The sequence below is a fragment of the Nonomuraea sp. bgisy101 genome, assembly GCF_057708945.1.
Map to the genome: position 1 here is coordinate 163,029 of NZ_JBYITD010000008.1, position 25,784 is coordinate 188,812.

Genomic DNA, 25,784 nt, shown 5'->3' on the forward strand with positions numbered 1-25,784 from the left:
TGCCTGGTCAGCCCCCACACGATTGATCATGGGAAAGGTTGCTTTCCGGAAACGGCTCCTCAAATTCACGGCAATGCTCGGCTAAAGACGTAGACTTAAGTGTGATTTGAGCGCAGCTATGGTTTGCAATCATGCGCCAAATCAGCCACTTCTGTTTGATCAAAAAGCGTAAGTGTGGGTAATGCACGTCATCACGATCGAAGAGCCGGGTCTTGTACGCGTCACGCATGAGGAGCCCGGCGAACTGGCGCCCGGTACCGTGCGCGTGCGCACGCTGTACTCAGGCGTCTCGGCGGGCACGGAACTGACCGCCTACAGAGGAACCAACCCCTACCTCAACCGCCGCTGGGACACCGAGCGCCGGCTGTTCGTCGAGGGCCAGAGCCACTCCTATCCCCTCGCGGGCTGGGGCTACCAGGAGGTCGGCGAGGTCGTCGAAGCCGCGCCGGACGTCGCCGACCCGCCCGTCGGGTCGCTGGTGTGGGGCATCTGGGGCCACCGCGACGAGGCGGTCGTGCCGGCCGAGAAGCTCGTCGGGCACATGATCCCCCCCGGCGTCGATCCCCTCATCGGCGTCTTCGCCAGAGTGGGCGCGATCGCGCTCAACGCGGTCCACGCCTCCGACATCCACCTCGGTGACCAGGTGACCGTGTTCGGGCAGGGCGTGATCGGGCTCCTGGCCACCCGCCTCGCCGTGCTCAACGGCGCCAGGGTGGTCGCCGCCGACGCGCTGCCCGCCCGCCTCGACCTGGCCAAGGAGTTCGGCGCGGCCGAGGCCTTCGACATCCAGACGGGTTCGGTGGCCGAGTTCGTGCGCAAGCGCATCGAGGGCGCCGACACCGCCATCGAGCTGAGCGGCAGCCACCTGGGCCTGCAGGAGGCCATCAGGACCGTCCGCAAGGGCGGCAGGGTCGTGGCGGCCGGCTTCTACCAGGGCGAGGCGCTCGGGCTGCGACTCGGCGAGGAGTTCCACCACAACCAGGTGCAGCTCGTCTCCTCCCAGATCGGCGGCGTGGCCTCGTGGCTGTCGCACCGATGGGACGTCGAACGGCTGCAGCGCACGTTCATGGAGCTGGTCTACCGCGGCGAGGTCGACGCCGGACGGCTGATCAGCCACGTCATGCCCGTCGAGTCCGCCGCCGAGGCCTTCGACCTGCTCGACCACCATCCGGCGGACGTTCTGCAACTCGTCTTCGCCTTCGAAGGAAGCACAGTATGAAGCTGGCCGTACAGGAGCAGTTGCTGCCTGGTCGCACGCTGCAGGAGAAGTTCGCGTTCGCCGTCGACGCCGGGTTCGACGCGATCGAGCTGCGCGGCAAGGGCGACTTCCAGTTCGCCACCAGGCTGACCGAGCTCAAGCGCGCGCTGGCCGACGGGGTGGTCATGCCCACCGTCTGCGTCGACATGCCGCACTTCATCGGCGACTTCGACCCCGCCAAACGCAAGGACGCCATCCAGCAGCTGCGCTCCCAGCTCACGGTGATCGCCGAGCTGGGCGGCATCGGCGTGATGACGCCCGCCTCGTGGGGGCAGTTCTCCAGGCGGCTGCCGCCCTTCGAGCCGCCGCGCGGCCCCGAGGAGGACCGCGAGGTGCTGGCCGAGGCGCTCGGCCTGCTGGGCGAGCACGCGCAGCGCAACGGTGTGAAGATCATGCTGGAGCCCCTCAACAGGTACGAGAACCACATGGTCAACACGCTGGCCGAGGCGGTCTCGTACTGCTCCATGGACTCCGTCAAGGTCGTCGGCGACACCTACCACATGAACATCGAGGAGGACGACCCCTGCCGCTCGCTGGTGGAGGCCGCGCCGTACCTCGCCCACATGCAGATCAGCGAGTCGAACCGCAACCAGCCGGGCACCGGGCACCTGGACTGGGGCGCGCAGCTGGCCACCCTCGACGCGATCGGTTACGACGGCTACCTCGCGCTGGAGTGCCGCCTGCGCGGCGAACCCGAGATCGTGCTTCCGCAGACGGCCGCCTTCGTCAGGAAGTTCCTATGATCGCACGCGACGCCGTGCGCGTCCTGGTCGCCAACTGGGACGGCAGCTACACCGTCCCCTCGCGGCGGCTCTACCCCCACCAGTGGAGCTGGGACTCCGCGTTCATCGCGATCGGCAACGCGCGGTGGTCGCCGCGCAGGGCCCGATCGGAGCTGCTGTCGCTGTTCGGCGCGCAGTGGCGCGACGGGAGGGTGCCGCACATCGTCTTCAACCCCAACGTGCCCGAGGGCGCCTACTTCCCCGGACCGGAGTTCTGGGACGTCCGCGCCCCCTCGGGCAGTGCCACCTCGGGGATCGTGCAACCTCCCGTGCACGCCATCGCGGCGTGGCAGGTGCACCTGGCCGAGCCCGACACCACCTTCCTGAGACGCCTGTACCCGCGCCTGGTCGCCCAGCAACGATTCCTCCGTACGGCCAGGCAGTCGGCCGAGGGTCTGATGTCGATCGTCCACCCGTGGGAGTCGGGCATGGACAACAGCCCCGCGTGGGACATCCCCCTGGCCGCGGTCGCCCCTGGCCCCACGGGCATCGTGCGCCGCGACCTCACCCACGTCAGCGCCGACGAGCGGCCCACCGACCGCGACTACGAGGCCTACGCCGCGCTCGCCCGCGCCTACCGCGACACCGGCTACCGCAGGGCGGGCGCCTTCGCCGTGGAGGACCCGCTGTTCAACGCCGCGTACGGCGCGTCGGAGTCCGCCCTGGCGAAGATCGCCGCCGCCTGCGGTCTCGACCCGTCGCCGCACCACGCGGAGGCGGCCAGGATCACCACCGCGATGGTCGAGCACCTCTACGACGACGGCCTGTTCCACAGCCGCGACACCGCCAGCGGCATCCTGCTGCGCTCCCACAGCGCGGCGGGCCTGGTGCCGCTGATCCTGCCCGACCTGCCGCGCGAGATCGTCACCGCGCTCATCGGCACGGCGCTCGACAGGTTCGAGATCAAGCTGGGGCTGCTGCCCAGCTTCGCGCCCGGCACGCCGGAGTTCGACCCGGTCCGCTACTGGAGGGGGCCGAGCTGGATCAACCTGACCTGGCTGGTCTGGCACGGCCTGCGCCACCGCAGGGCCGACCTGGCCGAACTGCTGGCCGATGGGATGATCAGGGCGGTGAGCACCTCGGGGTTCAGGGAGTACTTCGACCCGTTCACCGCCGAGGGGCACGGCTGCGCGGACTTCAGCTGGTCGGCGGCGCTAGTCCTCGACGTCCTGGCTCAGCACGGCCTGGATGGCGTGCCGGCGTCCCTGCGCCAGGTCGGCGAGGAGCTGGGGAGCCTGGTCGAATCCGACGACGTCGGTCACCGCGTGCTCACGTAGCCCCGTCCTGTTCCTGAGCAGCTCGACCGTCTCGTGGGAGAGCCGCTCCCTGTCCCACGCGTGGGCGAGGCCGCGCGGCACCCTGCCGATCTGGGCGCACCTGATCGACAGCCCGTTGTGGTGGAACTCCTCGCCCAGGCGCACCTCGTCGGCGCCCTGGGGATAGAAGGCCAGGTCGATCACCGTTCCCTGGGGCCTGAGCAGCTTCAACGCCAGCGCCAGGTAGCGGGCCTGCCCCCTGCATTGGAACACCACGTCGGCGCCCCTGTCACCGGGGCCGTGCCGCCATCGCTCCTTCAACGTGACGGCCGGGTCCTCGCTGACGGTCATGGCGCCGAGCGCCTCGGCGACGCGCAGCCGCTCGGGCGTCTCGTCCACCACGACGACCTCGGCCGCGCCGTGCCTGAGCGCGAAGCAGGCGGTCAGCAGGCCGACCACGCCCGCGCCCGTGATCGCGACCCTGCGACCGCGCACGCCGTCGCCCAGGCTGTGGAAGGCGGGGCCGTACAGGTCGGCGGCGGCGTGCAGCAGGCCGTTGGCGCAGATGGGGCCCATGTGCGCGACGTAGATGCCCAGCAGCGGATCGAGGTCGTCGGGCAGCTCGACGAAGCGGTCCTTGAGCGGGTCGGCCACGTAGCCGGTGCGGTGACCGTAGGCCATGGCCAGCAGCGAGCCCTCCCGCACCGCCCTGGTCCTGGTCTCGGTGACCATGCCGACCTGCATGTAGCCGATCCCGCGCACCGGGTACCCGATCGACGGCACGCCCTCGATGAACAGCCCGAGCACGGGATCCCACGTGGCGTTCAGGTAGGGGTTGGTGCCCTTCACGTAGGTCAGCTCGGTGCCCGCGGAGATGCCGCTGTAGACGGTCTCGACGCGGAACGCGCCGTCCTCCAGCGAGCTCGTCTTCTCCTCGACGAAGGTGATCTCGCCCGGCGCCTCGATGCTCAGCGTGCGGATCTCATCCATGCAGCGTCACGGGAACCCTCTCGCCCGCCGAGCGCGCGACCGCGTGCGCCAGCCTGTGGGTGCGCAGCGCCTCCTCGTACGGCGCGCGCACGTCGCTCGTCCTTCCCTGGACCGCGTTCACGAACTCCCTGTCCACCCTCGTCTTGGCCCTGCCCGGGTCCTCCATGATGCTCCGCCCGTCGGTGACGAGCCGGGTTTCGCTGATATCCAGCGACACTCCCTCCGCGCACACCTCGAGTCCCACCCGGCCCTTGGAGGTCAGCATGCAGGTGACCGCCAGCAGGCCCGCGGCCCCCGACTCGAACCGCAGCACGGCCGCGGTGGCCCTGTCGACCTCCCCTTCCCCCGGCGTCCCTCCTGGCACGGCGTGCACCATCGTCACCTCGCCCACCAGCGCTCTGGCCAGGTCGAGGACGTGCACGGCCTGTTCGAGCACCTGGCCGCCGGACAGCTCGCGCCTGATCCACCACGGCACCGGCGGCACCTTGTCCAGCCAGTGGCCGATCGCGAGCTGGATCGGGCGCTCTTCGAGCAGTTCTCTCGCCCTGTCGATGATGTCCAGGTATCGCCAGTGGTGTCCGACCGCCGATGGCAGACTTTTACGTTGGATCTCCGCGCCGATCCTTTCGGCCGTTTCGAGGTCCAGCGCGAGCGGTTTTTCAACAAATATCGGTAGATCGGACTCCAAACAGTCAAGCTCTGGCGTACCGTGCGCGAAAGGAGGAACACACACGTAAACCGCGTCAAGTCTGCCGGCAGCCAGCAGGTCGGCATGGTCGCCGTAGGCGGGGGAGCCATGCCGTGAGGCCAACGCCTCGGCCTTGTGGGGTTCTGTGTCGGCGATTCCAGCAATCGTCACGTCGGGGAATGTGGAGAGGACGTCAGCGTGGCGTGCGGCGACATTTCCCGCTCCGATGATGCCGATTCGGGTGAGTGAGGTCACGGAATGGCATATGCCTCATCTGCGGTCGAGCAAACAACGACGTTCGAATCGCTATGAAAAGGGCAGTTCTGCCATTCATGACGTCATCAGATCGGGGCAGACTGCATGGAACCAGGTACCAGCACCGCCGCCGACTGGCCGCTTGACGCGTTGCGTCTGGCCAAGGGCGGCACGACCGTCAGTGTGGTGCTTCCCGCGCGAGACGAGGAGCGCACGGTCGGCGCGATCGTCTCGGCGATCCGCGACGACCTGTCCGGACTGGTCGACGAGATCCTTGTCGTCGACTCCCGCTCCACCGACGCCACGGCCGCCCGCGCGGCCAAGGCGGGAGCCAGGGTCGTCCGCCAGGACGACGTGTTGCCCCAGCTGCCGCCGCTGTCGGGCAAGGGGGAGGCGCTGTGGAAGGGCCTGGCCGCCAGCCATGGCGACCTGGTCGTCTACATCGATTCCGACCTGCGCAACTTCGGCTCCCACTTCGTCTCGGGGCTGCTCGGGCCGCTGCTGGCCGACCCAGGGACGCAGTTCGTGAAGGGCGCCTACGAACGGCCCCTGCGCGGACGTCGGGGCGAGGGAGGGCGGGTCACCGAACTGGTGGCGCGGCCGCTGCTCAACCTGTTCTGGCCCGAGCTGGCCGGGTTCGCCCAGCCGCTCGGCGGCGAGTACGCCGCCAGAAGGTCGGTGCTGGAGCGGGTGCCGTTCGTCACCGAGTACGGCGTCGAGTTCGGCCTGCTCGTCGATCTCCTCGAGCTGATCGGCATGGACGCCATGGCCCAGGTGGACCTCGGCTCTCGTGAGCACTCCCATCAGAGCACGGCCGCCCTCGGCAGGATGGCGGGGCAGATCCTGCTCACCGCCTGGTCGCGGCTGGAGCGCCAGGGCAGGATCGTCGCCTCGGAGCCGCCTGCGACACTCCTGCGCCAGTTCAATCCCGACACCGTCACCGACGTGTCCGTCGCCGAGCGGCCACCGCTCGCGTCCCTGATCAAGGTCATGGAGGAGGACGTGGCATGAAGATCCTGGTGAACGCAGGACCGTGGTTGCCGATCCCGCCCTCGGGCTACGGCGGGATCGAGAACGTGGTCGCCACTCTCGTGCCCGCCCTCCGCTCGCGCGGCGTGCACGTCGTACTCGCCTCGGTGGGTTCCAGCGGCATCGAGGCCGACGAGCTGATCTGGACGTTCCCCGACGGGCAGTTCGGGGATCTGCAGAAGCCGTACAACCAGGTCATGGGCCTGGCCCACGCGCACCAGGCGCGCGTGCTCGACGAGTTGCGCGGCCGCGACGACATCGACCTGGTCCACGACCACCTGGAGGTCGTGGGTCCCGCGACGCTGTCGGCCTTCGGCGGCCCGCCCGTCCTGCACACCCTGCACTGGGACCTGCGCAAGCATCCGGCCTTCTACGGCGCCTTCCCGCCGGGGATCGCGGTCAACGGGGTCTCCGGCTCGCAGCTGGCCCGCGCGCCCTCCGCCCTGCGCGCGGCCTCGCTCGGCGCGGTCCACCTGGCCACGCCGCTGGCCGATGAGGAGCCGGCCGGGGGAGGCGGCGAGCAGGTCGTGGTCATGGGCAGGGTGTGCGCGCTCAAGGGCCAGCACCTGGCGGCGCGGGTGTGCCAGAAGCTCGGCCTGCCGCTGGTGATGGCGGGCCCGGTGAGCGGCCTGAACACCCCCGCCGAGCTGGAGGCCGTCCTGCAGGACCCCGACCATCCGCTGCACGGCCACCCCGACGTCCGCTACCACCACGACCAGGTCGCCCCCTACCTGGACGGCGACCTGGTCCGCTGGATCGGCGGCGTCGGCGGGAGCGACAGGGACGAGCTCTACGCCTCGGCGAAGGCCGCCCTGTTCCCCATCCAGTGGGACGAGCCCGGCGGCACCGCCGTGGTCGAGGCCCTCGCCCTCGGCGTGCCACCGGTCGGCCTGCGGCGCGGCTGCATGCCCGAGCTCGTCGACCACGGCCGCACCGGCTGGCTCGCCGACACCGAGGAGGAACTGGCCGAGCTGCTGCTGCGGGTCGACGAGATCGATCCGGAGGAGTGCCGCCGCGAGGCCCGCGTGCGCTTCTCCCCGTCGGTCATGGCCGAGCGCTACCTGGAGCTGTACGGCCAGGCTGTCACTCGCGGGCGCCGATCGCCTCGGCGGGCGGCCGGCTGAGGGCGAACCTCGCGGGGATCGCGGTGGCCAGCAGCGCGAGCGTCGCGGCCGCGGCGATCACCGCCAGGTAGGTCAGCGGCGGCACGGACGGCATCGCCGATCCCGTCATCCCCGTGCTGAAGGCCGTCAGGGTGATCAGCGCAGCGGCGCTGCCGAGGACCGTCGACACGAGCACGGCGGCCAGGCTCTCCGCCCGCAGCATGCGCAGGACCTGCCGCCTGGTGGTGCCGACCAGGCGCAGCAGCGCCAGCTCGCGGGTGCGGGCCGCGGTCGACATGGCCAGCGTGTTGACCACGGCGATCGCGCAGAAGGCGACGATCAGGCCCATGGCGACGTAGGCCACCGCCGGGTTGGAGCCGCTCACCTCGGCGGGCAGCCGGGCGCCGAACCGCTCCAGCGTGGCCGGGTCGCCTCCGGCGACCAGGATGCGGCCGCGCGGATCGTCGACGTGTCCCGCGACGAGGGCGTGGGAGAGGGTGAGGTCGCCGAAGCCAAGACCCCTGCCGTAGACGGCGGCGACGGTCAGCTCGGCCGGGGTGCCGTCGCCGAGCGTGAGGGCGAGAACGGAGCCCACCGAGAGGCCTAGGCGCCCGGCGGCCGTCGTGCTGACCGCGACCGACCTCTCGTCCAGCTTCTGGAGCGAGCCGGCCACGACGCCCAGGTCCATGGTCTTCTCCAGGCCCTCGGTGGTGACGGCCTGCGCGGTGTACCTGTCCAGGTCGATCCTGACCGAGGTGCGCAGCACCTCGGTGACGGCCACGACGCCGGGCAGCTCGCTGACGGCGGCGGCGGAGATGCCGGACCCGAGCACGTGGCCGGCCCTGACGCCCGCCGCGGCCTGCTCGCGGGCGGCGTTCTCCATGGTGGTCTGGCTGAACAGGATCGTGCAGGTCATCGCGATCAGCAGGCTCAGCGGGGTGACGACGGCGGCCATGCGCCTGGTGTTCGCGCGCAGGTTCGCCGCGGACAGGAACCCGCCCGCGCCGGGGGCGCGCAGGGGAAGCGCGGTCACGAACCTGGCGATCACCGGGCCGAGCAGCGCGATGGCGATCGTCCACACCAGAGCGGTGAGCTGGGTGACAGGGGCCGAGGCCGACTCGGTGTCGAGGGCCGAGACCAGGATCGTCAGCACCACGCCGCCTGCCAGGGCGAGCACGCCCGCCACCACGCGCGCCATGGGCAGCCCGCCGCTCTGCAAGGCCGCCTCGCCGAGCGCCTCCACCGGCCTGATCCTGGCCGTGCGGCGGGCCGAGACCAGCGCCGCCGCCCACGCCGCGCCCACGGTGGCCGCCATCGCGGCGAGGGGCGGGAACGGGCTGACGACGAGCTGCAGATTGGCGGGCATCGCCCCCGTCGCGACGAACCTGGTGCGCAGCCAGAGGCCGAGCAGGACGCCCACGCCCGAGCCGAGCACGCCCGCGCCCGCGCTGACGAGCAGCGCCTCGCCGCCGAGCAGCTTGCGGATCTGCCGGGGGGTGGCCGCGATCGCCCTCAGCATGGCCAGCTCGCGCTGGCGCTGCTGGACAGACAGCGCGAGGGTGCCGACCACGACGAGCACCGACACCAGCAGCGAGGTGCCGCCGAGCGCGCCGCCCAGGCTGACCAGCGTCGTCCGGGCCTTCTCCGCCCCGAGGAACTCCACCGCGCCGCGCTCGTCGCCGGTGTAGGCGAACGCGCCCTTCACCTGGCCGCCGAAGGAGGGGAAGACGCCGATCGCGCTCACCATCCCCTTCCTGCCGGCCAGGCGCCGCGCCTCGGCGGTGGTGAAGAAGACGGTGTCCTGGCTGGGCAGGGCCTGCGCGGTGACGCCGACCACGCGGTAGGCCCGCCCGGAGGCCTCCAGCGTGGCTCCGGCGAAGCGCGCGTCCACGACGACCTCGTCGTCGGCCCTGGGCGCACGCCCCTTGGCGAGCGTGAACGGCGTGAGCGCCGCCGACTCCCATCCGTGCCCGAGCGCGTGCCCGACGGGGAAGGTCACCTCGGTCACGACCTTCTCGACGCCGGGCGCCCTCTTCAGCTCGGCGGCGATGGAGGCGGGGATCCAGCGCCGCTCGGACAGCGGCTTGGCCTTGGTCTTGACATCGCCGTCGTCGTCACGGGTGGTCTGACGGTCGAACCGGTCACCGGCGACGATCACCGGCGCGCCCGCGTACCGCTCGGCCGCGACCCCGCCCCGAAGGCCGGTCTCCAGCAGCATCCCGCAGGCGGTCACCAGCGCCGCCGCGCAGAGCAGGGCCACGAACGCGCCCGCGAACCCCGCCTTGCGGTGCCGCAACGTCCTGATCGCGAAGGAGATCATCACTTCCACGCCCCCAGCCTGGTCATCCGCTCGGCCACCTTGTCGGCGGTCGGGGCGGCCATCGAGTCCACGATCCTGCCGTCGGCCAGGAACAGCACGGTGTCGGCGTAGGAGGCGGCCACCGGGTCGTGGGTGACCATCACCACGGTCTGCCCCAGAGAGGAGACCACCTCGCGCAGCAGCGTCAGCACGTCACGGGCGGTCATGGTGTCGAGCGCGCCCGTCGGCTCGTCGCCGAACACCACCTCCGGTCTGGTCACCAGCGCCCTGGCGATGGCCACGCGCTGCTGCTGACCGCCCGACAGCTGGGCGGGCCGGTGTCCCGTCCGGCCCTCGAGGCCGACCCGGCGCACGATCTCGGCGAGCCACGCCTGATCCGCCTTCACCCCCGCCAGGCGCAGCGGCAGCGTGATGTTCTCGATCACCGTGAGCGCCGAGACCAGGTTGAAGGACTGGAAGACGAAGCCGACGCGCTGCCTGCGCAGTTCGGTCAGCGCCGTCTCGTTCATGCGGGCCAGCTCGGTGTCGCCGAGCCGTACCGAACCGGAGGAGGGCACGTCCAGGCCCGCCGCGCAGTGCAGGAACGTGCTCTTGCCCGAGCCCGACGGGCCCATCACGGCGGTGAAGGTGCCGCGCGGGATGCCCACCGACACCTCGCGCAGGGCCGCCACCGCTCCTTGCCCCCTGCCGTAGATCTTGCTCACCGCGTCCAACCGCACCACGTCTGTCATGGGGAACAGCCTGCTGACCTGAGGATTCATCGGCCAGAGACGCCGTCATGAGCCGGGTATGACGTCGTCATGATCCGGACACTGGTAGACATATCCCTGTGATTCGTGTGCTTTTGGCCGAGGACCAGCACGTCATCAGGGGCGCCCTGGTCGCGCTGCTCGGCCTCGAAGAGGACATCGAGGTCGTCGCCGCCGTCGAGTCGGGCGACGCCGTCCTCGCCGCCGCGCTGGCGCACCGGCCGGACGTCGCGGTCCTCGACATCGACATGCCCGGCACGATCGACGGCCTGGAGGCGGCGGGCGAGCTGCGCGCCAAGCTCCCCGCCTGCCGCACGCTCATGCTCACCGCGTACGGCAAGCCCGGCCACCTGCGGCGCGCGCTGGGCGCGCAGGTCGACGGGTTCGTGCTGAAGACCGCGCCGCCCGAGGAGCTGACCGCGGCGATCCGCAAGGTGGCAGGGGGACAGCGGGTGCTGGATCCCTCTCTCGCGGTCACCGCGTGGGACCTGGCCGACAACCCGCTCACCCCGCGCGAGGCCGACGTGCTGCGCATGGCGGCCGGCGGGGCGGAGGCGCCGGAGATCGCGGCCCAGCTGTACCTGAGCGCGGGAACCGTGCGCAACTACCTGACCACGATCGTCGCCAAGCTCAACGCCCGCAACCGCACCGACGCCGCGCGCATCGCCAGGGAGTCGGGCTGGATCTGACGGTCAGCCGGCCCTGACGGGAACCCACGCCAGGGTGGGCGCCTGCGCGACCAGCTCGAACCAGTCGTCCTCGTGGCAGGTGGTGAGGCGTCCGTCCAGCGCGGCCAGCCTCGTGGTGAGGTTGCCGAGCCCTGACGAGCCGCGCCGCCGCTCCGGCGACGCGGTCCGCACGCCGTCGTTGCGGACGCGCAGCCGCACGACGCCGTCCTCGTGGGCGGTCTCGATCAGGCACCGGCGGGCCGAGCTGTGCCTGAGCACGTTCGTCACCGACTCCCTGAGCGCGGTGCTCAGCACGGTCTCCACCTGCTCGCCGAGGTCGCCGTGGTCCAGGTCGAGGGTGACCTCGATGGCGGCGGCGGCCAGCACCGAGCGCGCCGACTCCGCCTCGGCCGCCAGCGACATCGTCAGGTCACCGCCGGAGACCGCCCGCAGGTCGGCCTCTGCCCGCTCGACCATCGTCAGCACGTCGTCGAGCTCGGCCCTGGCCCGCTCGGGGTCCAGACGGCGGGCCAGCTCGCACTTGAGCAGGATCGCCGCCAGGTTGTGGCCGAGCAGGTCGTGCAGGTCGCGGGCGGCCCTGAGGCGTTCCTCGACCACCGCGGCACGCGCCAGGCCGTGGCGCGAGTCCTGCAGCTCCTTGATCACCTGCGCCAGCCTGACCAGGCCGTAGACGACCAGGCCGGTGACCACCGTGCTCACCGCGTAGTTGACGGTCAGCGCCACGGGCAGGGCCAGCAGCACGCCCGCGACCGCGACGCTCGCCACCACGGCGGCCACCAGCGGCAGCGCCAGCGCCCACGGGAAGGCGAGCAGGACAGGCCCCGCGAGGAACCCGGCGACTCCCAGCCACGCCCTGCCGAAGAAGGGGATGGGCGCGTACGTCAGCAGCGCCATGACCCCGAGGGCGACCATGTGGCGGCCGGTCACCGAGCGCAGCTGCATGACGAAGATCACGGCGAGGATCGCGGCCGCCGCCCACACCGGCTCCGCCAGCAACAGCGCCTTCAGCGAGAACCCCGCGAGGACGGTGGCCAGCAGCGCGACGGACAGCGCGTACGCCCCCCTGTCGTGCTCCGGCTCGGCGGAAGGGCGCGTGTCCGGCAGCACGGCCTCGACGGTCAGCCTGCCTTCGGCGGTCAGCTCCGCGGTGAGCGTGCCGCCCGCCGTCTCCACCTGCGGCAGCAACGCGCCCATGCTCTCGTCGTCGGCGGTGCGTGCGCCGTCGTTGGTGACGCGCAGCCGTATCCTGCCCTCCTCGGCGGAGGTCTCGATGAGGCAGATGGTGGCGGCGCGCCGCCGGACGACCTCGGTCACGGCCTCGCGGAGCAGCGCCGCCAGCAGGGCGCCCGCGGGACCGAGCGGCTCGGTGTGCCCCATGCGGACCTCGACCGCCACTCCCTCCGCGGCCAGCATCGCCCTGGCGGTGGTGATCTCGGGCGTCAGCGACATCGCCCGGTAGCCGGACGCGGCCGACCTGGCGTCGGCCAGCGCCTTCCGTGCCGTGGCGACGTCGGGGCTGCCCGTGCGTGCGCCCGCGGCGATCACCGTCAGCGCCTTGCCCAGCCCCTCGTTCAGCTCGGCGGCGATGCGCAGCCGCTCCTCGGCGGTCGCGGACATCGCGAGGGCGAGCCTGGTGGCGTGGACCTCGTCGACCCGCTCGGTCAGCCGGGTCAGGCCGTAGATGACCAGCGAGATCAGCACCGCGCTGATCGTGGCGTCCGCCGTGCCGAGCGCGGCGGCGCTCACCGCGACACCGGCCGCCAGCGGCCACAGCGGCGTGAGCAGCAGCGAGCCGCCCACGAAGCCGAGGATGCCGACCGAGCTGCCCGCGACCAGCACCGAGGCGTAGGCCGCGACCGTCACGACGACCGGCTGCCACCACCCGCGCCGGACCGTGAAAAGCGCCTGCGCGCCGAACACCACCAGCGCCAGCGGGGAGCCGGCCACCAGGTAGATGCTCGCGAAGCTCCCGAGCACCACGAAGACGATCACTCGGGCTCTGTGCGGCACGCCAGCAGCTTAGGAGAAGCCCCTCGGCAGCACGGCGACGGGGCAGGCCGACGCCTTCAGCGCCTTCATCGCCACCTCGCCGAGGAACACCCTGTGCGGCTGGGCGTCCTCGCTGGCCGCGCAGATCAGGAGGTCGCCCGGCGGCCACTCCACGCTGGCCAGCGCGGCGGCCACATCGTGCCCCTCCGCCGTCTCGGCCTCCGCCTCGATGCCGGTGCTCTCCCATGCCAGCCGTACGGCCAGCGCCAGGTCGTCACGCAGCCGCCCCGCGTCCTCGGTGCGCAGGTCGAAGGTGATGAGCCGCATGGGCACGCCGAGCCGCAGCGCGGCCTGCGCCACCCGCTCGACCGCCTCGTCGGCCTGCGGCCTGTGCACGTAGGCCAGCGTCAGGCGGCTCGGCGCCTCCGGCGGCTCGTAGCCCGCGGGCGCGAGCATGACCGCCTCGGGCGCCAGGTGCAGGAGGTGGTCTCCCGTGCTGCCGATCGCGATGCGGCCGCGCTGCCCGCCCTGGGCCGAGCCCACCACGATCAGGTCCGCCCTGATCCTGCTGGCCAGCACCGACAGGCCCCTGCCCGAACCGCGGCTCTCGAAGGCCAGGTACTCGGCGGGGACCTCGCCGAGCGCCTCCGCCGCGTGCGCGAGATTGGCCTGGGCCTCGACGGCGAGCCCGGGACTGCCAGGGGGATAGATCGTGGCCACGGTCAGCTCCCCGCCGGTGACCCGCGTGATGGCGGCCCCGAGCGCGAGAGCGTCATGTCCACCCGGGTCGTTCGTGTATCCGACGACGACGTGCTCTCCGATCACCATGCGCCCGTACCCCGCTTGACCTGGGAATATTCGTGTTACGCCGGGGGTTGTGGGTAAGGGGGCTACTGAGAAGGTGAGGACGACGAAGATCACGCTTGACACCTGTTTCAACGGCGCTCTCGGCCCGGTCACGCTACGCGAGGCGGTGCGCAGGCTGAGAGCGAGAGAGCTGGCCTGCACCGTCGAACCCGAACTGGTCGAAGGCAAGGTCAACGTGTTCTGCGACTGCGTCGAGCGCGGTTTCACGCCGCTCCGCAGCGAGATCATGGCCGCCTACTACGTGGCGGAACGCGACGCGACGATCGAGGCCTACGACCGAGGCCTCATCACCGAAGGCGAGCTCAGGCAGAAATACCTCGATCTCGACCGTTTGGTGCTGACACGGGCCTGAGATCGACCGAAAGGTCGAGGCGAACCGGTCGTGATCCCTCTACGGTGACATGTTCATCGATCCTTCACCGATTGGACATGACGCCACGTGTACGGGGACATCGTCGGCTTCGCCATGAGCACGCCCGCATGGGTGCACGCCCTCGCCGAGACCGGCACGGACGCAGGTCTCCTGCTGTTCGCCGCGCTCTTCGCCCTGTCCGTCTGGCGGTCGAGAGCGGCTTCCGATCGCGACCTGGCCCTCACACTCGCGGGCCCCGTCGCGGTGGTCGGCGCCTACGCCCTCAGCGAGGGCGTCAAGCTCCTCATCAGGGAGGAACGGCCGTGCAGGGGAGGGATCGCCACCATCGCGGCATGCCCGCCTGTCGGTGACTGGTCCTTCCCCAGCAACCACTCCGTGATCGCCGCCGCCTCGGCGGGCGCGCTGGTCCTGGCCTGGCGGCGGCTGGCCTGGCTGGTGCTGCCGCTGGCCGCGTTGATGGCCTTCTCCCGGGTGTTCGTGGGGGTCCACTACCCCCACGACGTCGCGATCGGCTACCTGTTCGGCGTGCTCATGGCACCCCTCCTGGCGTTGATGACGGTCGGCGCCTTCACTCCTGTCGTACGGCGGGCCCGCGAAAGGAGTCCGTGGTTTCGACCAGCCGAGCCGCGATCCCGGGCTCGGTGAAGGCGTGTCCCGCGTCGTCGACGACGTGGAAGTCCGCCTCGGGCCACGCCTTGTGCAGGTCCCACGCGGTAGCCATCGGCGTGCAGGCGTCGTAGCGGCCCTGCACGATGACCGCGGGGATGTGCCTGATCTTGTCCACGTCGCGGATGAGCTGGCCCGGCTCGAAGAATCCGCCGTTGACGAAGTAGTGGTTCTCGATCCTGGCGAAGGAGACGGCCTTGGCCGGCTCCTCGAACTCGGCGACGTGCTCGGGATCGGGCAGCAGCGTGATCGTGGCCGCCTCCCACTGCGCCCAGGCGCGGGCGGCGGCCACCCGCACCTCGTCGTCGGCGCTGCCGAGCCGCCGCGAGAACGCGGCGATCAGGTCGCCACGCTCCTCCTCGGGAATGGGCGCCAGGTACGACTCCCACAGGTCGGGGAAGAGGAACGACGCGCCCTCCTGGTAGAACCAGCGCAGCTCGTGCTCCCTGAGCGTGAAGATGCCGCGCAGGATCAGCTCGCTCACCCTGTCGGGGTGGGTCTGCGCGTAGGCGAGCGCGAGCGCGCTGCCCCACGACCCGCCGAACACCTGCCAGACATCGATCCCGAGATGCTCGCGCAGCCGTTCGATGTCGCGCACGAGGTTCCAGGTGGTGTTGGCCGCCAGTGACACGCCGGGGTCGCTCGCGTGCGGCCTGCTGCGGCCGCAGTTGCGCTGGTCGAACAGCACGATCCGGTACGCCTCGGGGTCCCACTGGCGGCGGTGCTTGGCCGAGCAGCCGCTGCCGGGCCCGCCGTGGAGCATGACCGCGGGCTTGCCTTCGGGATTGCCGCAGACCTCCCAGTAGATCTCGTCGCCGTGGCCGACGTCGAGCATTCCGGAGTCGTAGGGCTCAATGGCTGGATAGAGGCTCATGGACTCCTGTCTTACCGGAACCGGCCGGTCGCGGCGAACGACCGCGTGATCTCGCCGCCGTCGCCGGGCGTCCCCTGGCGCGCGCGGCGAGGACAATGGGCTCATGGAGCTCGTCTCGATCGATGACATCCGAGCCGCCGCCGACCGCGTCGCGCCCCATGTGCTGCGCACCCCGCTCATCCAGGCCGACGACCTCTGGGTCAAGCCGGAGAGCCTCCAGCGCGTGGGCTCCTTCAAGATCCGGGGAGCGACCAACGCGGTCGCCGTCCTCGACCCCCAGGGCGTGGTCACCCACTCCTCCGGCAACCACGGGCAGGCCCTCGCCTACGCCGCCCGGCTCAAGGGCATCCCGTGCGTCGTGGTCGTCCCCGAGGGCGCCCCGGAGGTCAAGACCGACGCGATCAGGGCGTGGGGAGCCGAGCTGGTCGTCGTCCCCCCGGCACAGCGGGTGGTCGCGGCGGAGAAGCTCGCCGCCGAGCGCGGGCTGACGCTGGTCCCGCCGTACGACCATCCGGCGGTCATCGCGGGCCAGGGCACCATCGGGCTGGAGGTCATGGCGGACCTGCCCGGCGTCGAGGTCGTCCTCGTCCCGGTGAGCGGGGGCGGCCTGATCTCGGGGATCGCGTCGGCGGTCAAGGCCCTCGACCCCTCCGTGCGGGTGATCGGCGTCGAACCCGAGCTCGCCGCCGACGCGGCGGAGAGCGTGGCCGCGGGGCGGCGCGTCACGTGGGAGCCGGAGCGGACCTTTCGCACCATCGCCGACGGGCTTCGCGCGGACCTGTCCGAGCTGACGTTCGCGCACGTCAGGGCGCGGGTGGACGCCATCGTGACCGTCACGGAGGACGAGATCCGCGACGCGATGCGCTATCTGGCCGCCCGCGCGCGGCTGGTGGCCGAGCCGAGCGGGGCGGTCGCGACCGCGGCCTACCTGGCGGGCAGGACGGCACCCGGCCGTACGGTGGCCATCCTGTCGGGCGGCAACCTCGATCCGTCGGCCTAGTCGGAGGTCCACTCGAAGCGGTCGAGGAAGCCGCGCTCGCCCCTGGCGTACTCGTCGAAGGCCCGCCGCACCTCTTCCAGGCGGGTCACGAGCGTCGTGCGGAGCGTGCCCTCCTTGTACTCCAGCTCGTAACCCGGCGAGACCTGGATGAAGTGGTGGCCGAAGGTCACCAGGACGGCGAAGGGGTTCTGCGGGGACAGCGTGCCGAGCACGTCACGCACGAGCCCCAGGTCGGGGTTGACGACCATCATGCCGTCGCCGGTGTGCAGCTGGGTCGCGGGGTCGACGCCGAGCGGCGACAGGTTGTGCACGAGGTCGCGCTGGGGGTCGTAGCAGACCAGGCCGTGCTGCCTGGCCAGGGCGAACGCGGCGTTGGACACCTCGTCGAGCTCCTCGGGCGCCATGGTGATCAACGCGTGTCCCGGATAGGAGACGGCGTGGCCCGGCAACTCCTTGACCAGGGCCGCGACCTCGGCCACCTCGGACTCGGCGGGACGGTCGGCACGGGCCGCCCGGTAGGCGGCCGCGGCCTGCTCCCTGGTGATCGGCTCGCTCTCGCGCCAGACCATCAACTCCACGCTCATGCCCCTATCTTGCAGGGCCCGCCCGGCCGGCTCAGACCTGGGGCTTCTCGGAGTCGGGGACGAGCTCGACCGTGCAGTGCGCGCACCGCCTGGCCTCGGCGGGGATCTCGCTGAGGCATTCGGGGCACTGCTTCACCGTGGCCGCCTTGTCGCCCTCGAACAGGCCGATCAGCCTGGTCATCGGCATCACGATCAGCCAGTAGACCACCGCCGCGATGATCAGGAAGCTGATCAGGTGGTTGAGGAAGTCGCCGTACTTGAACTCGCTGCCGTTGACGGTGAAGGAGTACTGCGCGAAGTCGGGTTCCCTGCCGCCGGTGACGGCCCCGATCAACGGCGTGACGAGGTCGGCGACCAGCGCCTGCACGAGCCCGCTGAACGTCGCGCCGACGATGACGGCGACGGCGAGCTCGACGATGTTGCCCCGCAGTAAGAACTTCTTGAATCCACCCATGGCGGACGCACATTGCCATGGGGGAGCGACGCAAACCTAGATGCCGTCGAAACGGCCCTGTTTCACGGCGTCGCGGAAGCTCTCCCACTCCTGGAGCGAGAATCGCAGAACGGCCCCGTCGGCATCCTTGCCGTCGCGAATGAGGACCCTGTCGGCGTGCTTGGCCACCTGAACGCATTGACCGTTGTTGCAGGAATGCCAGGACAGATTCTGGGGGGAGCTCATGCGCTACCTCTCAGCGGTTGCCTGCAGGATGTCGTGCGCAGGGCAATCGTAACCCGGAGGTATCTCGCGAAGGGCGCGAGAGACGCACGTGTGGCGCTCAGTCGCGCTTGACGCGAATGACGAACTCGTGCCATTCCTGTGCGGAGAACCGCAGGACAGGGCCGTCGGCCTGCTTGTTGTCGCGCACGCCTATCTGCGCCCCGGGCAACGCGGCGACCTCGACGCAACTGCCGTTGTTGCAGTGCGGGGAGGACTTCCACCGGGGCTCGGCCTGGCGCGGTGACGTCATCTTGTCTCTCCTGGAGACTCGAAGTGGGACGGGTGAACCATCCGTCGTCACCTGCCAGGTGCGCGGTGTGGTTCCCGAATCGTAACTCGCTCTGGCACTTGCCGAAGGTAATTTCCGGCCCTAATTCATGGAGTGAAGTACCGAATGCCATCCTCTATCCGGATGGCGGAGTCCTGAGGGCTCAGTGCCACGGCGCGCAGATAGTTGAGGACCTCCCGGAACCGGTCGAGCTGGGCGGGCTTCTCGATGTAGAAGGTGCCGGCGAGCGTCTCCATGTAGACGGTGTCGCGGATCTCGGTGTCGTTGGCGAACTCCATGAGCCTGAAGGCGGCGTCGAATCCCATGTGCGCGCCCGCGCTGTACGGGATCACCTGGACCGTGAGGTTGGGCAGGTCGGCCCGCTCTCTCAGCCGGACCAGCTGTCCGCGCATGACCTCGCGCCCGCCCACGTGGCGGTGCAGGGCCGACTCGTCGAGCAGCACCCAGTAGCGGGGGGCCTGGGCCTTCGACAGGATCTCCTGGCGCTTCATCCTGACCCGAAGGCGCTCCTCCAGCACCTCGGGATCGATGAGCGGAAGGTAGCCGCGGATGACGGCGCGCGTGTAGTCGGGGGTCTGCAGCAGGCCGGGGACGGTCGTCGTCTCGTACTCGGAGATCGCGACGGCCTCGCTCTCCAGCCCGACCAGCGGGCGGAAGTCGACGTCCTCGGCCTTCAGCCACCACTCGTCCTGCCTGGACTCCCTGGCCAGGACCATGAGCCGCTCGACCTCGCCGGCGTCGGTCAGGCCGTACATGGCGCACAGGTCGCGCACGTCCCGCAGGCTCGCCCTGCGGCGCGCGGTCTCCAGCCTGCTGATCTTCGCAGGGGAGCAGAGCAGGCGCTCGGCGACGTCGGCGATGCTCAACCCCGACTCCTGGCGCAGCTCCCGCAGGCGCTTGGCCAGCTGCCGCTGGCGGAGGGTGGAGTTGGCGCTCTCCATGCGGTGATCGTACCTCCCGAGGAAGATTGCCGGAGGCACGTGAGATAGGTAAACGTCACCGGCATATTCCTTTGGCAATTGCCAAAGCGGGTAAATCCGTGACAAAGAACGGAGTGCCCGATGGAGATCAGCGATCTGAACCTCAGGGCGGCGATGACCTCGCCGTTCAGGAACCTGTTCGAACTGCTCGACATCTGGACGTTCGCCCGGTGGGACAGGAGGGCCGAGGCGCAGGGATGGACGGTGGTCAAGCCCCAGCCGCTGGTCCACGTCTACCGCCACTCCGGCTTCGCCTCCATGGTCACGTGCGGCGGCTGCGGCGGGGAAGGAGTCACCAGAAAGGGCGCGTGCCACACCTGCCTGGGTTCGGGCAGGCAGCGGCCCGAACCCGATCGATGACGGGCGCGGGGTTATCGGTGGCTTCTGAGCGGGCATCTAGGCAGCCGCTGCCTCCTGGGCGAACATGGGGGCCAGAGCGTAAGGGGAGCCTCGATGATCGAGATCTGGCCGGGAGACCCGTATCCTCTCGGTGCCACCTACGACGGCGCGGGCACCAACTTCGCGCTGTTCACCGAGGCGGCGGATCGCGTCGAGCTCTGCCTGTTCGACGAGGACGGCAAGGAGTCCAGGGTCCCCTTCACCGAATGCGAGGGGTTCATCTGGCACGGCTACCTGCCCGGCGTAGGTCCCGGCCAGCGGTACGGCTACCGCGTGCACGGACCCTACGACCCCGCGCGCGGCCTTCGCTGCAACCCCCACAAGCTCCTGCTCGACCCGTACGCCAAGGCGATCGAGGGCGGCGTCACCTGGAACAAGGCGCTCTACGACGGCGACATGCCCAACCTCGAGGACTCCGCCCCCTTCATGCCGCGCTCGATCGTCATCAACCCGTTCTTCGGCTGGGGGCACGACAGGCCGCCCGCCACGCCGTACCACGACACGGTGATCTACGAGGCGCACGTGCGCGGGCTGACGATCGCCAACCCCAAGATCCCTGAGCGCATTCGCGGCAGCTACGCCGCGCTCGGCCACCCGGAGATCATCGACCACCTCACCAAGCTCGGCGTGACCGCGCTGGAGCTGATGCCCGTCCACCAGTTCGTCACCGACCAGCACCTGGAGGAGAAGGGGCTGACCAACTACTGGGGCTACAACACCAGCGGCTACTTCGCCCCGCACAACCGCTACTCCAGCCAGGGGCAGCGAGGCGGGCAGGTGCTGGAGTTCAAGGCGATGGTCAGGAACCTGCACGAGGCGGGCATCGAGGTCATCCTCGACGTCGTCTACAACCACACCGCCGAGGGCAACCACCTGGGGCCGACGCTGGGCCTGAAGGGCATCGACAACCCGACCTACTACCGCCTGGTCGACGGCGACCCCCAGCACTACATGGACACCACGGGCACCGGCAACAGCCTGTTCATGCGCAGCCCCCAGGTCCTCCAGATGATCATGGACTCGCTGCGCTACTGGGTCATGGAGATGCACGTCGACGGCTTCCGCTTCGACCTGGCCGCCACCCTGGCTCGCGAGCTGCACGAGGTCGACCGGCTGTCGGCCTTCTTCGACCTGGTGCAGCAGGACCCCGTGCTGTCGCAGGTCAAGCTGATCGCCGAGCCGTGGGACGTCGGCCCCGGCGGTTACCAGGTCGGCAACTTCCCCGCCAGGTGGACCGAGTGGAACGGCAAGTACCGCGACACGATCAGGGACCTCTGGCGTGGCGAACCGGCCACGCTGCCCGAGTTCGGCTCCCGCTTCACCGGCTCGGGCGACCTCTACCAGAGCGACAGCCGCCGCCCCGTCGCCTCCGTCAACTTCGTGACCTGCCACGACGGCTTCACCCTGCACGACCTGGTCTCCTACAACGAGAAACACAACGAGGCCAACGGCGAGGACAACAGGGACGGCACCGACGACAACCGCTCGTGGGACGCGGGAACGGAGGCGCTGCGGGAGCAGCAGAAACGCAACTTCCTGACCACGCTCTTCCTGTCGCAGGGCGTGCCCATGCTCTCCCACGGCGACGAACTCGGCCGCACCCAGCAGGGCAACAACAACGGCTACTGCCAGGACAACGAGCTGACCTGGGTCGACTGGTCCGACGTGCGCAACAAGTGGCTGCTGCTGGAGTTCACGCAGCGGCTGGCCAAGCTGCGTCGCGAGCACCCCGTCTTCCGCCGCAGGCGCTTCAACTACGACATGGCATGGCTCACCCCCTCGGGCGAGGAGATGACCGTCGCCGACTGGAACGTGGGCTACGCCAAGTCGCTGGCCGTCTACCTCAACGGCAAGGCGATCACCGAACCGGACAGGAGGGGCAGGCCCATCGTCGACGACTCCTTTCTCGTGCTGTTCAACGCCCACCACGACACCATCAGGTTCACGATCCCGAAGGACTACGGCGAGATGTGGCTGACCGAGATCGACACCGCGATGCCGATCATGCTCGACACCAGGGTCAAGAGAGCAGGGGAGCGGTTGCAGGTGCCGGGACGCTCGATGAGGGTGTTGCGCGGTGTCTAGACCCGTCTCGACCTACCGCGTCCAGCTGACACCCGGCTTCGGTTTCGCCGAGGTCGCCGGCATCGCGCCCTACCTGCGCGACCTGGGCGTCAGCCACGTCTACCTGTCACCCGTCCTGCAGGCGGTGCCCGATTCGCTGCACGGCTACGACGTCATCGACCACTCCAGGATCAGGGAGGAGTTCGGCGGGGCCAAGGGGTTCCGCGAGATGGCGGAGGTGCTGGCCTCCCACGACCTGGCCATCGTGATCGACATCGTGCCCAACCACATGAACACGGCCAACGAGCAGTTCAGGTCCGTGCTCAGCGAGGGCCTGGACTCGCCTTACGCGCACTGGTTCGACATCGAGTGGCGCGATGGCAGGGTGGCGGTGCACTCCTTCGCCGAGGACCTGCCCGCGTCGGAGTACTACCACATCATCGACTGGCGAGAGGGGCCGGGCTACCGGCGCTTCTTCGACGTCTCCTCGCTGATCGGGCTGCGCGTGGAGGAGCCCTCCGTCCTGTTCGCCACGCACGAGGTGATCTTCTGGCTGCTCGACGAGGGTCTCGTGGAGGGCCTGCGGATCGACCATCCCGACGGGCTCGCCGACCCGCGCGACTACCTGGACAAGCTGCGCGCCAGGACCGGCGGGGTGTGGACGGTCGTCGAGAAGATCCTCATCGGCGACGAGCGGCTGCCCGAGGACTGGGCCTGCGACGGCACCACCGGCTACGACGTGCTCAACCGCGTCAACGGCCTGTTCGTCGACCCCGAGGGCAAGGCGCCGCTGGTCGAGCTGTTCACCCGCATGACCGGGCAGGACGCCCACTACCCGAGCGTGATGACGCGCGCCAAGCGCGAGGTCGTCGAGCTGTTCTTCGGCGGCGAGGTGGACCGGCTGTCCCGCGTCACCGGCGTGTCTCCGGCCGACCTCACCGAGCTGCTGGTCGCCATGCCGGTCTACCGGGCCTACGTCACCCCAGGCGAGCCGGTCGAGCCGCCGGCCAGGCAGATCGTGGAAGCCGCCGCGCCCGACCCCGAGACCGCCCGAGCGGTCCTGGAGGGCACGCCGGAGGCGATCGTCCGCTTCCAGCAGACCTGCGGCCCCGTCATGGCCAAGGGCGTGGAGGACACCGCGCTCTACAGGTGGTTCCCGCTGGCCTGCCTGAACGAGGTGGGCGGCGAGCCGGACCACTTCGGGACGTCCGTCGAGGACTTCCACGCCTACTGCGGGCAGATGCGGCCCTTCACGATGACCACGCTGTCCACGCACGACACCAAGCGCTCCGAGGACGTCCGCGCCCGCCTTCAGGTGCTGTCGGAGCTGCCCACGGAGTGGGAGCGGGCCGTGGACGGCTGGGCGGGACAGCTCGCCTTCGACCCCGGCCTCGACTACCTGGCGTGGCAGACCCTGATGGCCGCCTGGCCGATCTCGGCCGACAGGTTCACCGACTACCTGCTCAAGGCCGCCCGCGAGGCCAAGACCGCCACCTCGTGGATCGCCCCCGACCCCGCGTACGAGGAGGGGCTGCGCGCCTTCGCCCGCAAGGCGGTCGAACTGCCGATCGGCGACTTCACCGCGCAGGTCGACCGCTACGCCGTCGCCAACTCGCTAGGCCAGAAGCTGGTGCAGCTCATGATGCCGGGCGTGCCCGACGTCTACCAGGGCAACGAGCGCACCGACTTCTCCCTCGTCGACCCCGACAACCGGCGGCCCGTCACCTTCCCGTGCGCCGCCGAGTCGGCGTGGGACGCGGCCAAGCTGCTGGTCACCACCCAGGCACTGCGCCTGCGTCGAAGGCTCGGGCCTGCCGCGCCGTACGAGCCGATGGCCGCGTCAGGGGAGGCCGCCGGGCACGCGGTCGTCTTCGGCAGGGGACGCGCCGTCGCGGTCGCGACCCGCCTGCCCGTACGGCTGGCCAGGCGCGGCGGCTGGGGCGCGACCTCGATCACGCTGCCCCAGGGGCGCTGGCGCGACCTGCTCACCCGCCAGCTGTACACCGGCCGCACTCCTGTCGGCCACCTGCTCAGCCGCTATCCCGTCGCACTCCTGGAGAGACATGATCTTTGAGGTGTGGGCACCGCAGGCGACCTCTGTCGAGATCGAGACCATGGGCGGGCGGCAGCCGCTGCGGCCGGACTCGTCGAGCGGATGGTGGTCGGTGGACGTGCCGGCGGCCGGGCACGGCACCGACTACCGCTACCTCGTCGACGGTGCGGGGCCCTACCCCGACCCGCGCTCCCGCAGGCAGCCCGAGGGCATCTTCGGGCCGAGCAGGGTCTACGACCACGCCCGCTTCACCTGGAGCGATCACGAATGGAAGGGCCGCGACCTGCGCGGCTCGGTCATCTACGAGCTCCACATCGGCACCTTCACGACCGAGGGCACGTTCACGGCCGCGCTCGAACGGCTGGACCACCTCGTCGAGCTCGGCGTCGACTTCGTGGAGGTCATGCCGGTCGCTCCCGTGCCCGGCGGGCGCAACTGGGGCTACGACGGGGTCGACCTCTACGCCGTGAACGAGACCTACGGGGGACCCGACGGGCTGAAGGAGTTCGTCGACGGCTGCCACCGGGCGGGCCTCGGCGTGCTGCTCGACGTCGTCTACAACCATCTCGGCCCCTCGGGCAACTTCCTGCATCCCTTCGGCCCCTACTTCGCCGGCTACAGCGGCAGCTTCTGGGGCGAGGCGGTCAACCTCGACGGCCCCGGCTCCGACGAGGTGAGGCGCTACTTCGTCGACAACGCGCTGCAGTGGCTGCGCGACTTCCACATCGACGGGCTGCGGCTCGACGCCGTCCACGCCCTGCACGACAGGCGGGCCACCCACCTGCTGGCCGAACTGGCCCAGGAGGTGGACGCGCTGGCCTGCTCCGTGGGCAGGCCGCTGACGCTGATCGCCGAGTCCGACCTCAACGACCCGCGCATGATCACGCCGCTGGAGGCGGGCGGTCTCGGCATGACCGCCCAGTGGAACGATGACGTCCACCACGCGCTGCACACCGCGGTGTCGGGCGAACGGCATGGCTACTACGAGGACTTCGCCTCGATGCGGTCCCTCGCGAAGGCCATGACGTCCGGGTTCGTCCATGACGGCGGCTACTCGAGCTTCCGCGGGCGCTCGCACGGCGCACCGCTGGCCGGCGTGCCCGGCTACCGGCTGGTGTGCTGCCTGCAGAACCACGACCAGATCGGCAACCGGCCCGCGGGCGACCGCCTGACCGCGACCGCGCTCAAGCTGGGCGCCGGACTGCTGCTCACCTCGCCCTTCACGCCCATGCTGTTCATGGGTGAGGAGTGGGGGGCCCGCACGCCGTTCCTGTTCTTCACCGACCACGTCGAGCCCGCGCTCCGCGAGGGAGAGGGCGAGCGCAGGGCCCGCGAGTTCGAGGGGTTCGGCTACGAATGGGTGGCGCCCGATCCCTCGGCCGAGGACACCTTCCAGCGCAGCAAGCTCGACTGGAGCGAGATCAAGGAGGAGGAGCACTGGTCGGTGCTGTGCTGGTACCGCGACCTGATCGCGTTGCGCAAGGCGCTGCCGGAGCTGACCGACCCCCGCCTGGATCGGGTCGAGGCCGAGTACGACGAGCAGGCCAAATGGCTGATGGTCAAGCGTTCGTCACTGAGCGTCATGGTAAATTTTTGTCCGGATCCTGTGACGTTGCCCATGTCGGTGGGGTCCGTTCTGCTGTCCTCTGAGGAGGGTGTTTTCGCTGCTCGTGGCGGGCTCACGGTCCCCGGGCAGACCCTCGTGATCTATCGGTCCGATGTGAATCCGTAATACGGACAGCCCGATAACCTGCGACGAGCCGTCAAGTCCCTGTCAAGGGATGGTCACGGCCTTCTCGTCGCGGGGGC

The 25,784-nt window shown here is 70.3% G+C and carries 24 protein-coding genes and 1 pseudogene; 13 read left to right on the forward strand and 12 right to left on the reverse strand.

Features of this window, described 5'->3' with window-relative positions; all coding sequences use genetic code 11:
- Positions 1 to 181: 181 nt before the first annotated feature.
- The 3 genes and pseudogenes from AC3EO4_RS17255 to AC3EO4_RS17265 all read left to right on the forward strand — a co-directional run.
- The gene (locus AC3EO4_RS17255) at positions 182 to 1,219 is read left to right on the forward strand and encodes a zinc-binding dehydrogenase (protein ID WP_431896520.1); all 1,038 of its coding nucleotides are present in this window, start codon (positions 182 to 184) and stop codon (positions 1,217 to 1,219) included.
- Positions 1,216 to 2,001, forward strand: a complete 786-nt coding sequence (locus AC3EO4_RS17260) for a sugar phosphate isomerase/epimerase family protein (RefSeq protein WP_379576602.1) — start codon at positions 1,216 to 1,218, stop codon at positions 1,999 to 2,001. Before AC3EO4_RS17255 ends, AC3EO4_RS17260 begins: the two co-directional genes overlap by 4 nt.
- Positions 1,998 to 3,176: pseudogene (locus AC3EO4_RS17265) on the forward strand (MGH1-like glycoside hydrolase domain-containing protein); the annotation flags it as partial. The gene AC3EO4_RS17260 and the pseudogene AC3EO4_RS17265, both read left to right, overlap by 4 nt.
- Positions 3,177 to 3,194: 18 nt before the next feature.
- Here AC3EO4_RS17265 and AC3EO4_RS17270 read toward each other — a convergent pair.
- Both AC3EO4_RS17270 and AC3EO4_RS17275 read right to left on the reverse strand, forming a co-directional pair.
- Positions 3,195 to 4,286 (reverse strand): zinc-binding dehydrogenase, encoded by a 1,092-nt coding sequence (locus AC3EO4_RS17270; protein ID WP_379576604.1) that lies wholly within the window; start codon positions 4,284 to 4,286, stop codon positions 3,195 to 3,197.
- Entirely contained in the window at positions 4,279 to 5,229 is a 951-nt protein-coding gene (locus AC3EO4_RS17275) for a Gfo/Idh/MocA family protein (RefSeq protein WP_431896522.1), read from the reverse strand. Before AC3EO4_RS17275 ends, AC3EO4_RS17270 begins: the two co-directional genes overlap by 8 nt.
- A 105-nt stretch (positions 5,230 to 5,334) precedes the next feature.
- On the opposite strand from AC3EO4_RS17275, the gene AC3EO4_RS17280 reads away from it, so the two are divergent.
- Entirely contained in the window at positions 5,335 to 6,240 is a 906-nt protein-coding gene (locus tag AC3EO4_RS17280; protein ID WP_379576608.1) for a glucosyl-3-phosphoglycerate synthase, read from the forward strand.
- Entirely contained in the window at positions 6,237 to 7,382 is a 1,146-nt protein-coding gene (locus AC3EO4_RS17285; RefSeq protein ID WP_431896524.1) for a glycosyltransferase, read from the forward strand. The genes AC3EO4_RS17280 and AC3EO4_RS17285 overlap by 4 nt, the downstream gene beginning before the upstream one ends.
- On the opposite strand, the gene AC3EO4_RS17290 is transcribed toward AC3EO4_RS17285, so the two are convergent.
- Complete coding sequence (locus tag AC3EO4_RS17290; RefSeq protein WP_431896671.1) at positions 7,342 to 9,681, reverse strand: ABC transporter permease; 2,340 nt, start codon at positions 9,679 to 9,681, stop codon at positions 7,342 to 7,344. The two genes, AC3EO4_RS17285 and AC3EO4_RS17290, sit on opposite strands and share 41 nt — an antisense overlap.
- Positions 9,681 to 10,412: an ABC transporter ATP-binding protein gene (locus AC3EO4_RS17295; RefSeq protein WP_379576612.1), complete on the reverse strand. Its 732-nt coding sequence runs from the start codon at positions 10,410 to 10,412 to the stop codon at positions 9,681 to 9,683. The genes AC3EO4_RS17290 and AC3EO4_RS17295 overlap by 1 nt, the downstream gene beginning before the upstream one ends.
- Positions 10,413 to 10,510: 98 nt before the next feature.
- On the opposite strand from AC3EO4_RS17295, the gene AC3EO4_RS17300 reads away from it, so the two are divergent.
- Positions 10,511 to 11,119: a response regulator transcription factor gene (locus AC3EO4_RS17300; RefSeq protein ID WP_379576614.1), complete on the forward strand. Its 609-nt coding sequence runs from the start codon at positions 10,511 to 10,513 to the stop codon at positions 11,117 to 11,119.
- Between the two features lie 3 nt (positions 11,120 to 11,122).
- Here AC3EO4_RS17300 and AC3EO4_RS17305 read toward each other — a convergent pair whose 3' ends face one another.
- Both AC3EO4_RS17305 and AC3EO4_RS17310 read right to left on the reverse strand, forming a co-directional pair.
- Positions 11,123 to 13,129, reverse strand: coding sequence for a sensor histidine kinase (locus tag AC3EO4_RS17305; protein ID WP_431896526.1), 2,007 nt, complete (start codon positions 13,127 to 13,129; stop codon positions 11,123 to 11,125).
- A gap of 9 nt (positions 13,130 to 13,138) precedes the next feature.
- On the reverse strand, positions 13,139 to 13,936 hold the full coding sequence (locus tag AC3EO4_RS17310) for a universal stress protein (RefSeq protein WP_379576617.1): 798 nt from the start codon (positions 13,934 to 13,936) through the stop codon (positions 13,139 to 13,141).
- A gap of 73 nt (positions 13,937 to 14,009) precedes the next feature.
- Here AC3EO4_RS17310 and AC3EO4_RS17315 point away from each other — a divergent pair, with 73 nt between their 5' ends.
- Together AC3EO4_RS17315 and AC3EO4_RS17320 are read left to right on the forward strand one after the other, a co-directional pair.
- A complete protein-coding gene (locus tag AC3EO4_RS17315) occupies positions 14,010 to 14,327 on the forward strand; it encodes a hypothetical protein (protein ID WP_379576619.1) in 318 nt (105 codons plus the stop codon).
- 87 nt (positions 14,328 to 14,414) lie between these two features.
- On the forward strand, positions 14,415 to 14,993 hold the full coding sequence (locus AC3EO4_RS17320) for a phosphatase PAP2 family protein (RefSeq protein WP_379576620.1): 579 nt from the start codon (positions 14,415 to 14,417) through the stop codon (positions 14,991 to 14,993).
- Here the strand turns inward: AC3EO4_RS17320 and pip are convergent.
- Complete coding sequence (gene pip, locus AC3EO4_RS17325) at positions 14,917 to 15,888, reverse strand: prolyl aminopeptidase (protein ID WP_431896529.1); 972 nt, start codon at positions 15,886 to 15,888, stop codon at positions 14,917 to 14,919. The two genes, AC3EO4_RS17320 and pip, sit on opposite strands and share 77 nt — an antisense overlap.
- Before the next feature lie 103 nt (positions 15,889 to 15,991).
- Here pip and AC3EO4_RS17330 point away from each other — a divergent pair, with 103 nt between their 5' ends.
- Positions 15,992 to 16,888 carry a threonine ammonia-lyase gene (locus AC3EO4_RS17330; RefSeq protein ID WP_431896531.1) on the forward strand — a complete coding sequence of 299 codons (897 nt, stop codon included), beginning with the start codon at positions 15,992 to 15,994 and terminating at the stop codon, positions 16,886 to 16,888.
- Here AC3EO4_RS17330 and AC3EO4_RS17335 read toward each other — a convergent pair.
- The 5 genes from AC3EO4_RS17335 to AC3EO4_RS17355 all read right to left on the reverse strand — a co-directional run bounded on the left by AC3EO4_RS17335 (position 16,885) and on the right by AC3EO4_RS17355 (position 19,420).
- The gene (locus AC3EO4_RS17335; RefSeq protein ID WP_379576625.1) at positions 16,885 to 17,472 is read right to left on the reverse strand and encodes a hypothetical protein; all 588 of its coding nucleotides are present in this window, start codon (positions 17,470 to 17,472) and stop codon (positions 16,885 to 16,887) included. The genes AC3EO4_RS17330 and AC3EO4_RS17335 overlap by 4 nt on opposite strands.
- A 31-nt stretch (positions 17,473 to 17,503) precedes the next feature.
- Complete coding sequence (mscL, locus tag AC3EO4_RS17340) at positions 17,504 to 17,926, reverse strand: large conductance mechanosensitive channel protein MscL (RefSeq protein WP_379576627.1); 423 nt, start codon at positions 17,924 to 17,926, stop codon at positions 17,504 to 17,506.
- A 36-nt stretch (positions 17,927 to 17,962) separates the two neighbouring features.
- The gene (locus AC3EO4_RS17345; RefSeq protein ID WP_379576629.1) at positions 17,963 to 18,151 is read right to left on the reverse strand and encodes a DUF397 domain-containing protein; all 189 of its coding nucleotides are present in this window, start codon (positions 18,149 to 18,151) and stop codon (positions 17,963 to 17,965) included.
- A 97-nt stretch (positions 18,152 to 18,248) separates the two neighbouring features.
- Positions 18,249 to 18,440 carry a DUF397 domain-containing protein gene (locus AC3EO4_RS17350; protein ID WP_379576631.1) on the reverse strand — a complete coding sequence of 64 codons (192 nt, stop codon included), beginning with the start codon at positions 18,438 to 18,440 and terminating at the stop codon, positions 18,249 to 18,251.
- A gap of 125 nt (positions 18,441 to 18,565) precedes the next feature.
- Positions 18,566 to 19,420, reverse strand: coding sequence for a helix-turn-helix domain-containing protein (locus AC3EO4_RS17355; protein WP_379576633.1), 855 nt, complete (start codon positions 19,418 to 19,420; stop codon positions 18,566 to 18,568).
- 120 nt (positions 19,421 to 19,540) lie between these two features.
- Between AC3EO4_RS17355 and AC3EO4_RS17360 the strand changes: the two genes are divergently transcribed.
- The 4 genes from AC3EO4_RS17360 to treZ all read left to right on the forward strand — a co-directional run bounded on the left by AC3EO4_RS17360 (position 19,541) and on the right by treZ (position 25,707).
- The gene (locus tag AC3EO4_RS17360) at positions 19,541 to 19,819 is read left to right on the forward strand and encodes a hypothetical protein (RefSeq protein ID WP_379576635.1); all 279 of its coding nucleotides are present in this window, start codon (positions 19,541 to 19,543) and stop codon (positions 19,817 to 19,819) included.
- A gap of 93 nt (positions 19,820 to 19,912) precedes the next feature.
- Positions 19,913 to 21,943 (forward strand): glycogen debranching protein GlgX, encoded by a 2,031-nt coding sequence (glgX, locus tag AC3EO4_RS17365; RefSeq protein ID WP_379576637.1) that lies wholly within the window; start codon positions 19,913 to 19,915, stop codon positions 21,941 to 21,943.
- Complete coding sequence (gene treY, locus AC3EO4_RS17370) at positions 21,936 to 23,996, forward strand: malto-oligosyltrehalose synthase (RefSeq protein ID WP_431896535.1); 2,061 nt, start codon at positions 21,936 to 21,938, stop codon at positions 23,994 to 23,996. The genes glgX and treY overlap by 8 nt, the downstream gene beginning before the upstream one ends.
- Entirely contained in the window at positions 23,986 to 25,707 is a 1,722-nt protein-coding gene (treZ, locus tag AC3EO4_RS17375) for a malto-oligosyltrehalose trehalohydrolase (RefSeq protein WP_431896537.1), read from the forward strand. The genes treY and treZ overlap by 11 nt, the downstream gene beginning before the upstream one ends.
- Positions 25,708 to 25,784 lie beyond the last annotated feature (77 nt).

Excerpts from the sequence above, each read along its gene's own strand:
- AC3EO4_RS17255 (WP_431896520.1), top strand. The coding sequence starts at position 182 with ATGCACGTCATCACGATCGAAGAGCCGGGTCTTGTACGCGTCACGCAT.
- AC3EO4_RS17260 (WP_379576602.1), top strand. The coding sequence starts at position 1,216 with ATGAAGCTGGCCGTACAGGAGCAGTTGCTGCCTGGTCGCACGCTGCAG.
- AC3EO4_RS17270 (WP_379576604.1), bottom strand. The coding sequence starts at position 4,286 with ATGGATGAGATCCGCACGCTGAGCATCGAGGCGCCGGGCGAGATCACC.
- AC3EO4_RS17280 (WP_379576608.1), top strand. The coding sequence starts at position 5,335 with ATGGAACCAGGTACCAGCACCGCCGCCGACTGGCCGCTTGACGCGTTG.
- AC3EO4_RS17285 (WP_431896524.1), top strand. The coding sequence starts at position 6,237 with ATGAAGATCCTGGTGAACGCAGGACCGTGGTTGCCGATCCCGCCCTCG.
- AC3EO4_RS17290 (WP_431896671.1), bottom strand. The coding sequence starts at position 9,681 with ATGATCTCCTTCGCGATCAGGACGTTGCGGCACCGCAAGGCGGGGTTC.
- AC3EO4_RS17295 (WP_379576612.1), bottom strand. The coding sequence starts at position 10,412 with ATGACAGACGTGGTGCGGTTGGACGCGGTGAGCAAGATCTACGGCAGG.
- AC3EO4_RS17310 (WP_379576617.1), bottom strand. The coding sequence starts at position 13,936 with ATGGTGATCGGAGAGCACGTCGTCGTCGGATACACGAACGACCCGGGT.
- pip (WP_431896529.1), bottom strand. The coding sequence starts at position 15,888 with ATGAGCCTCTATCCAGCCATTGAGCCCTACGACTCCGGAATGCTCGAC.
- AC3EO4_RS17330 (WP_431896531.1), top strand. The coding sequence starts at position 15,992 with ATGGAGCTCGTCTCGATCGATGACATCCGAGCCGCCGCCGACCGCGTC.
- AC3EO4_RS17335 (WP_379576625.1), bottom strand. The coding sequence starts at position 17,472 with ATGAGCGTGGAGTTGATGGTCTGGCGCGAGAGCGAGCCGATCACCAGG.
- mscL (WP_379576627.1), bottom strand. The coding sequence starts at position 17,926 with ATGGGTGGATTCAAGAAGTTCTTACTGCGGGGCAACATCGTCGAGCTC.
- AC3EO4_RS17345 (WP_379576629.1), bottom strand. The coding sequence starts at position 18,151 with ATGAGCTCCCCCCAGAATCTGTCCTGGCATTCCTGCAACAACGGTCAA.
- AC3EO4_RS17350 (WP_379576631.1), bottom strand. The coding sequence starts at position 18,440 with ATGACGTCACCGCGCCAGGCCGAGCCCCGGTGGAAGTCCTCCCCGCAC.
- AC3EO4_RS17355 (WP_379576633.1), bottom strand. The coding sequence starts at position 19,420 with ATGGAGAGCGCCAACTCCACCCTCCGCCAGCGGCAGCTGGCCAAGCGC.
- AC3EO4_RS17360 (WP_379576635.1), top strand. The coding sequence starts at position 19,541 with ATGGAGATCAGCGATCTGAACCTCAGGGCGGCGATGACCTCGCCGTTC.
- glgX (WP_379576637.1), top strand. The coding sequence starts at position 19,913 with ATGATCGAGATCTGGCCGGGAGACCCGTATCCTCTCGGTGCCACCTAC.
- treZ (WP_431896537.1), top strand. The coding sequence starts at position 23,986 with ATGATCTTTGAGGTGTGGGCACCGCAGGCGACCTCTGTCGAGATCGAG.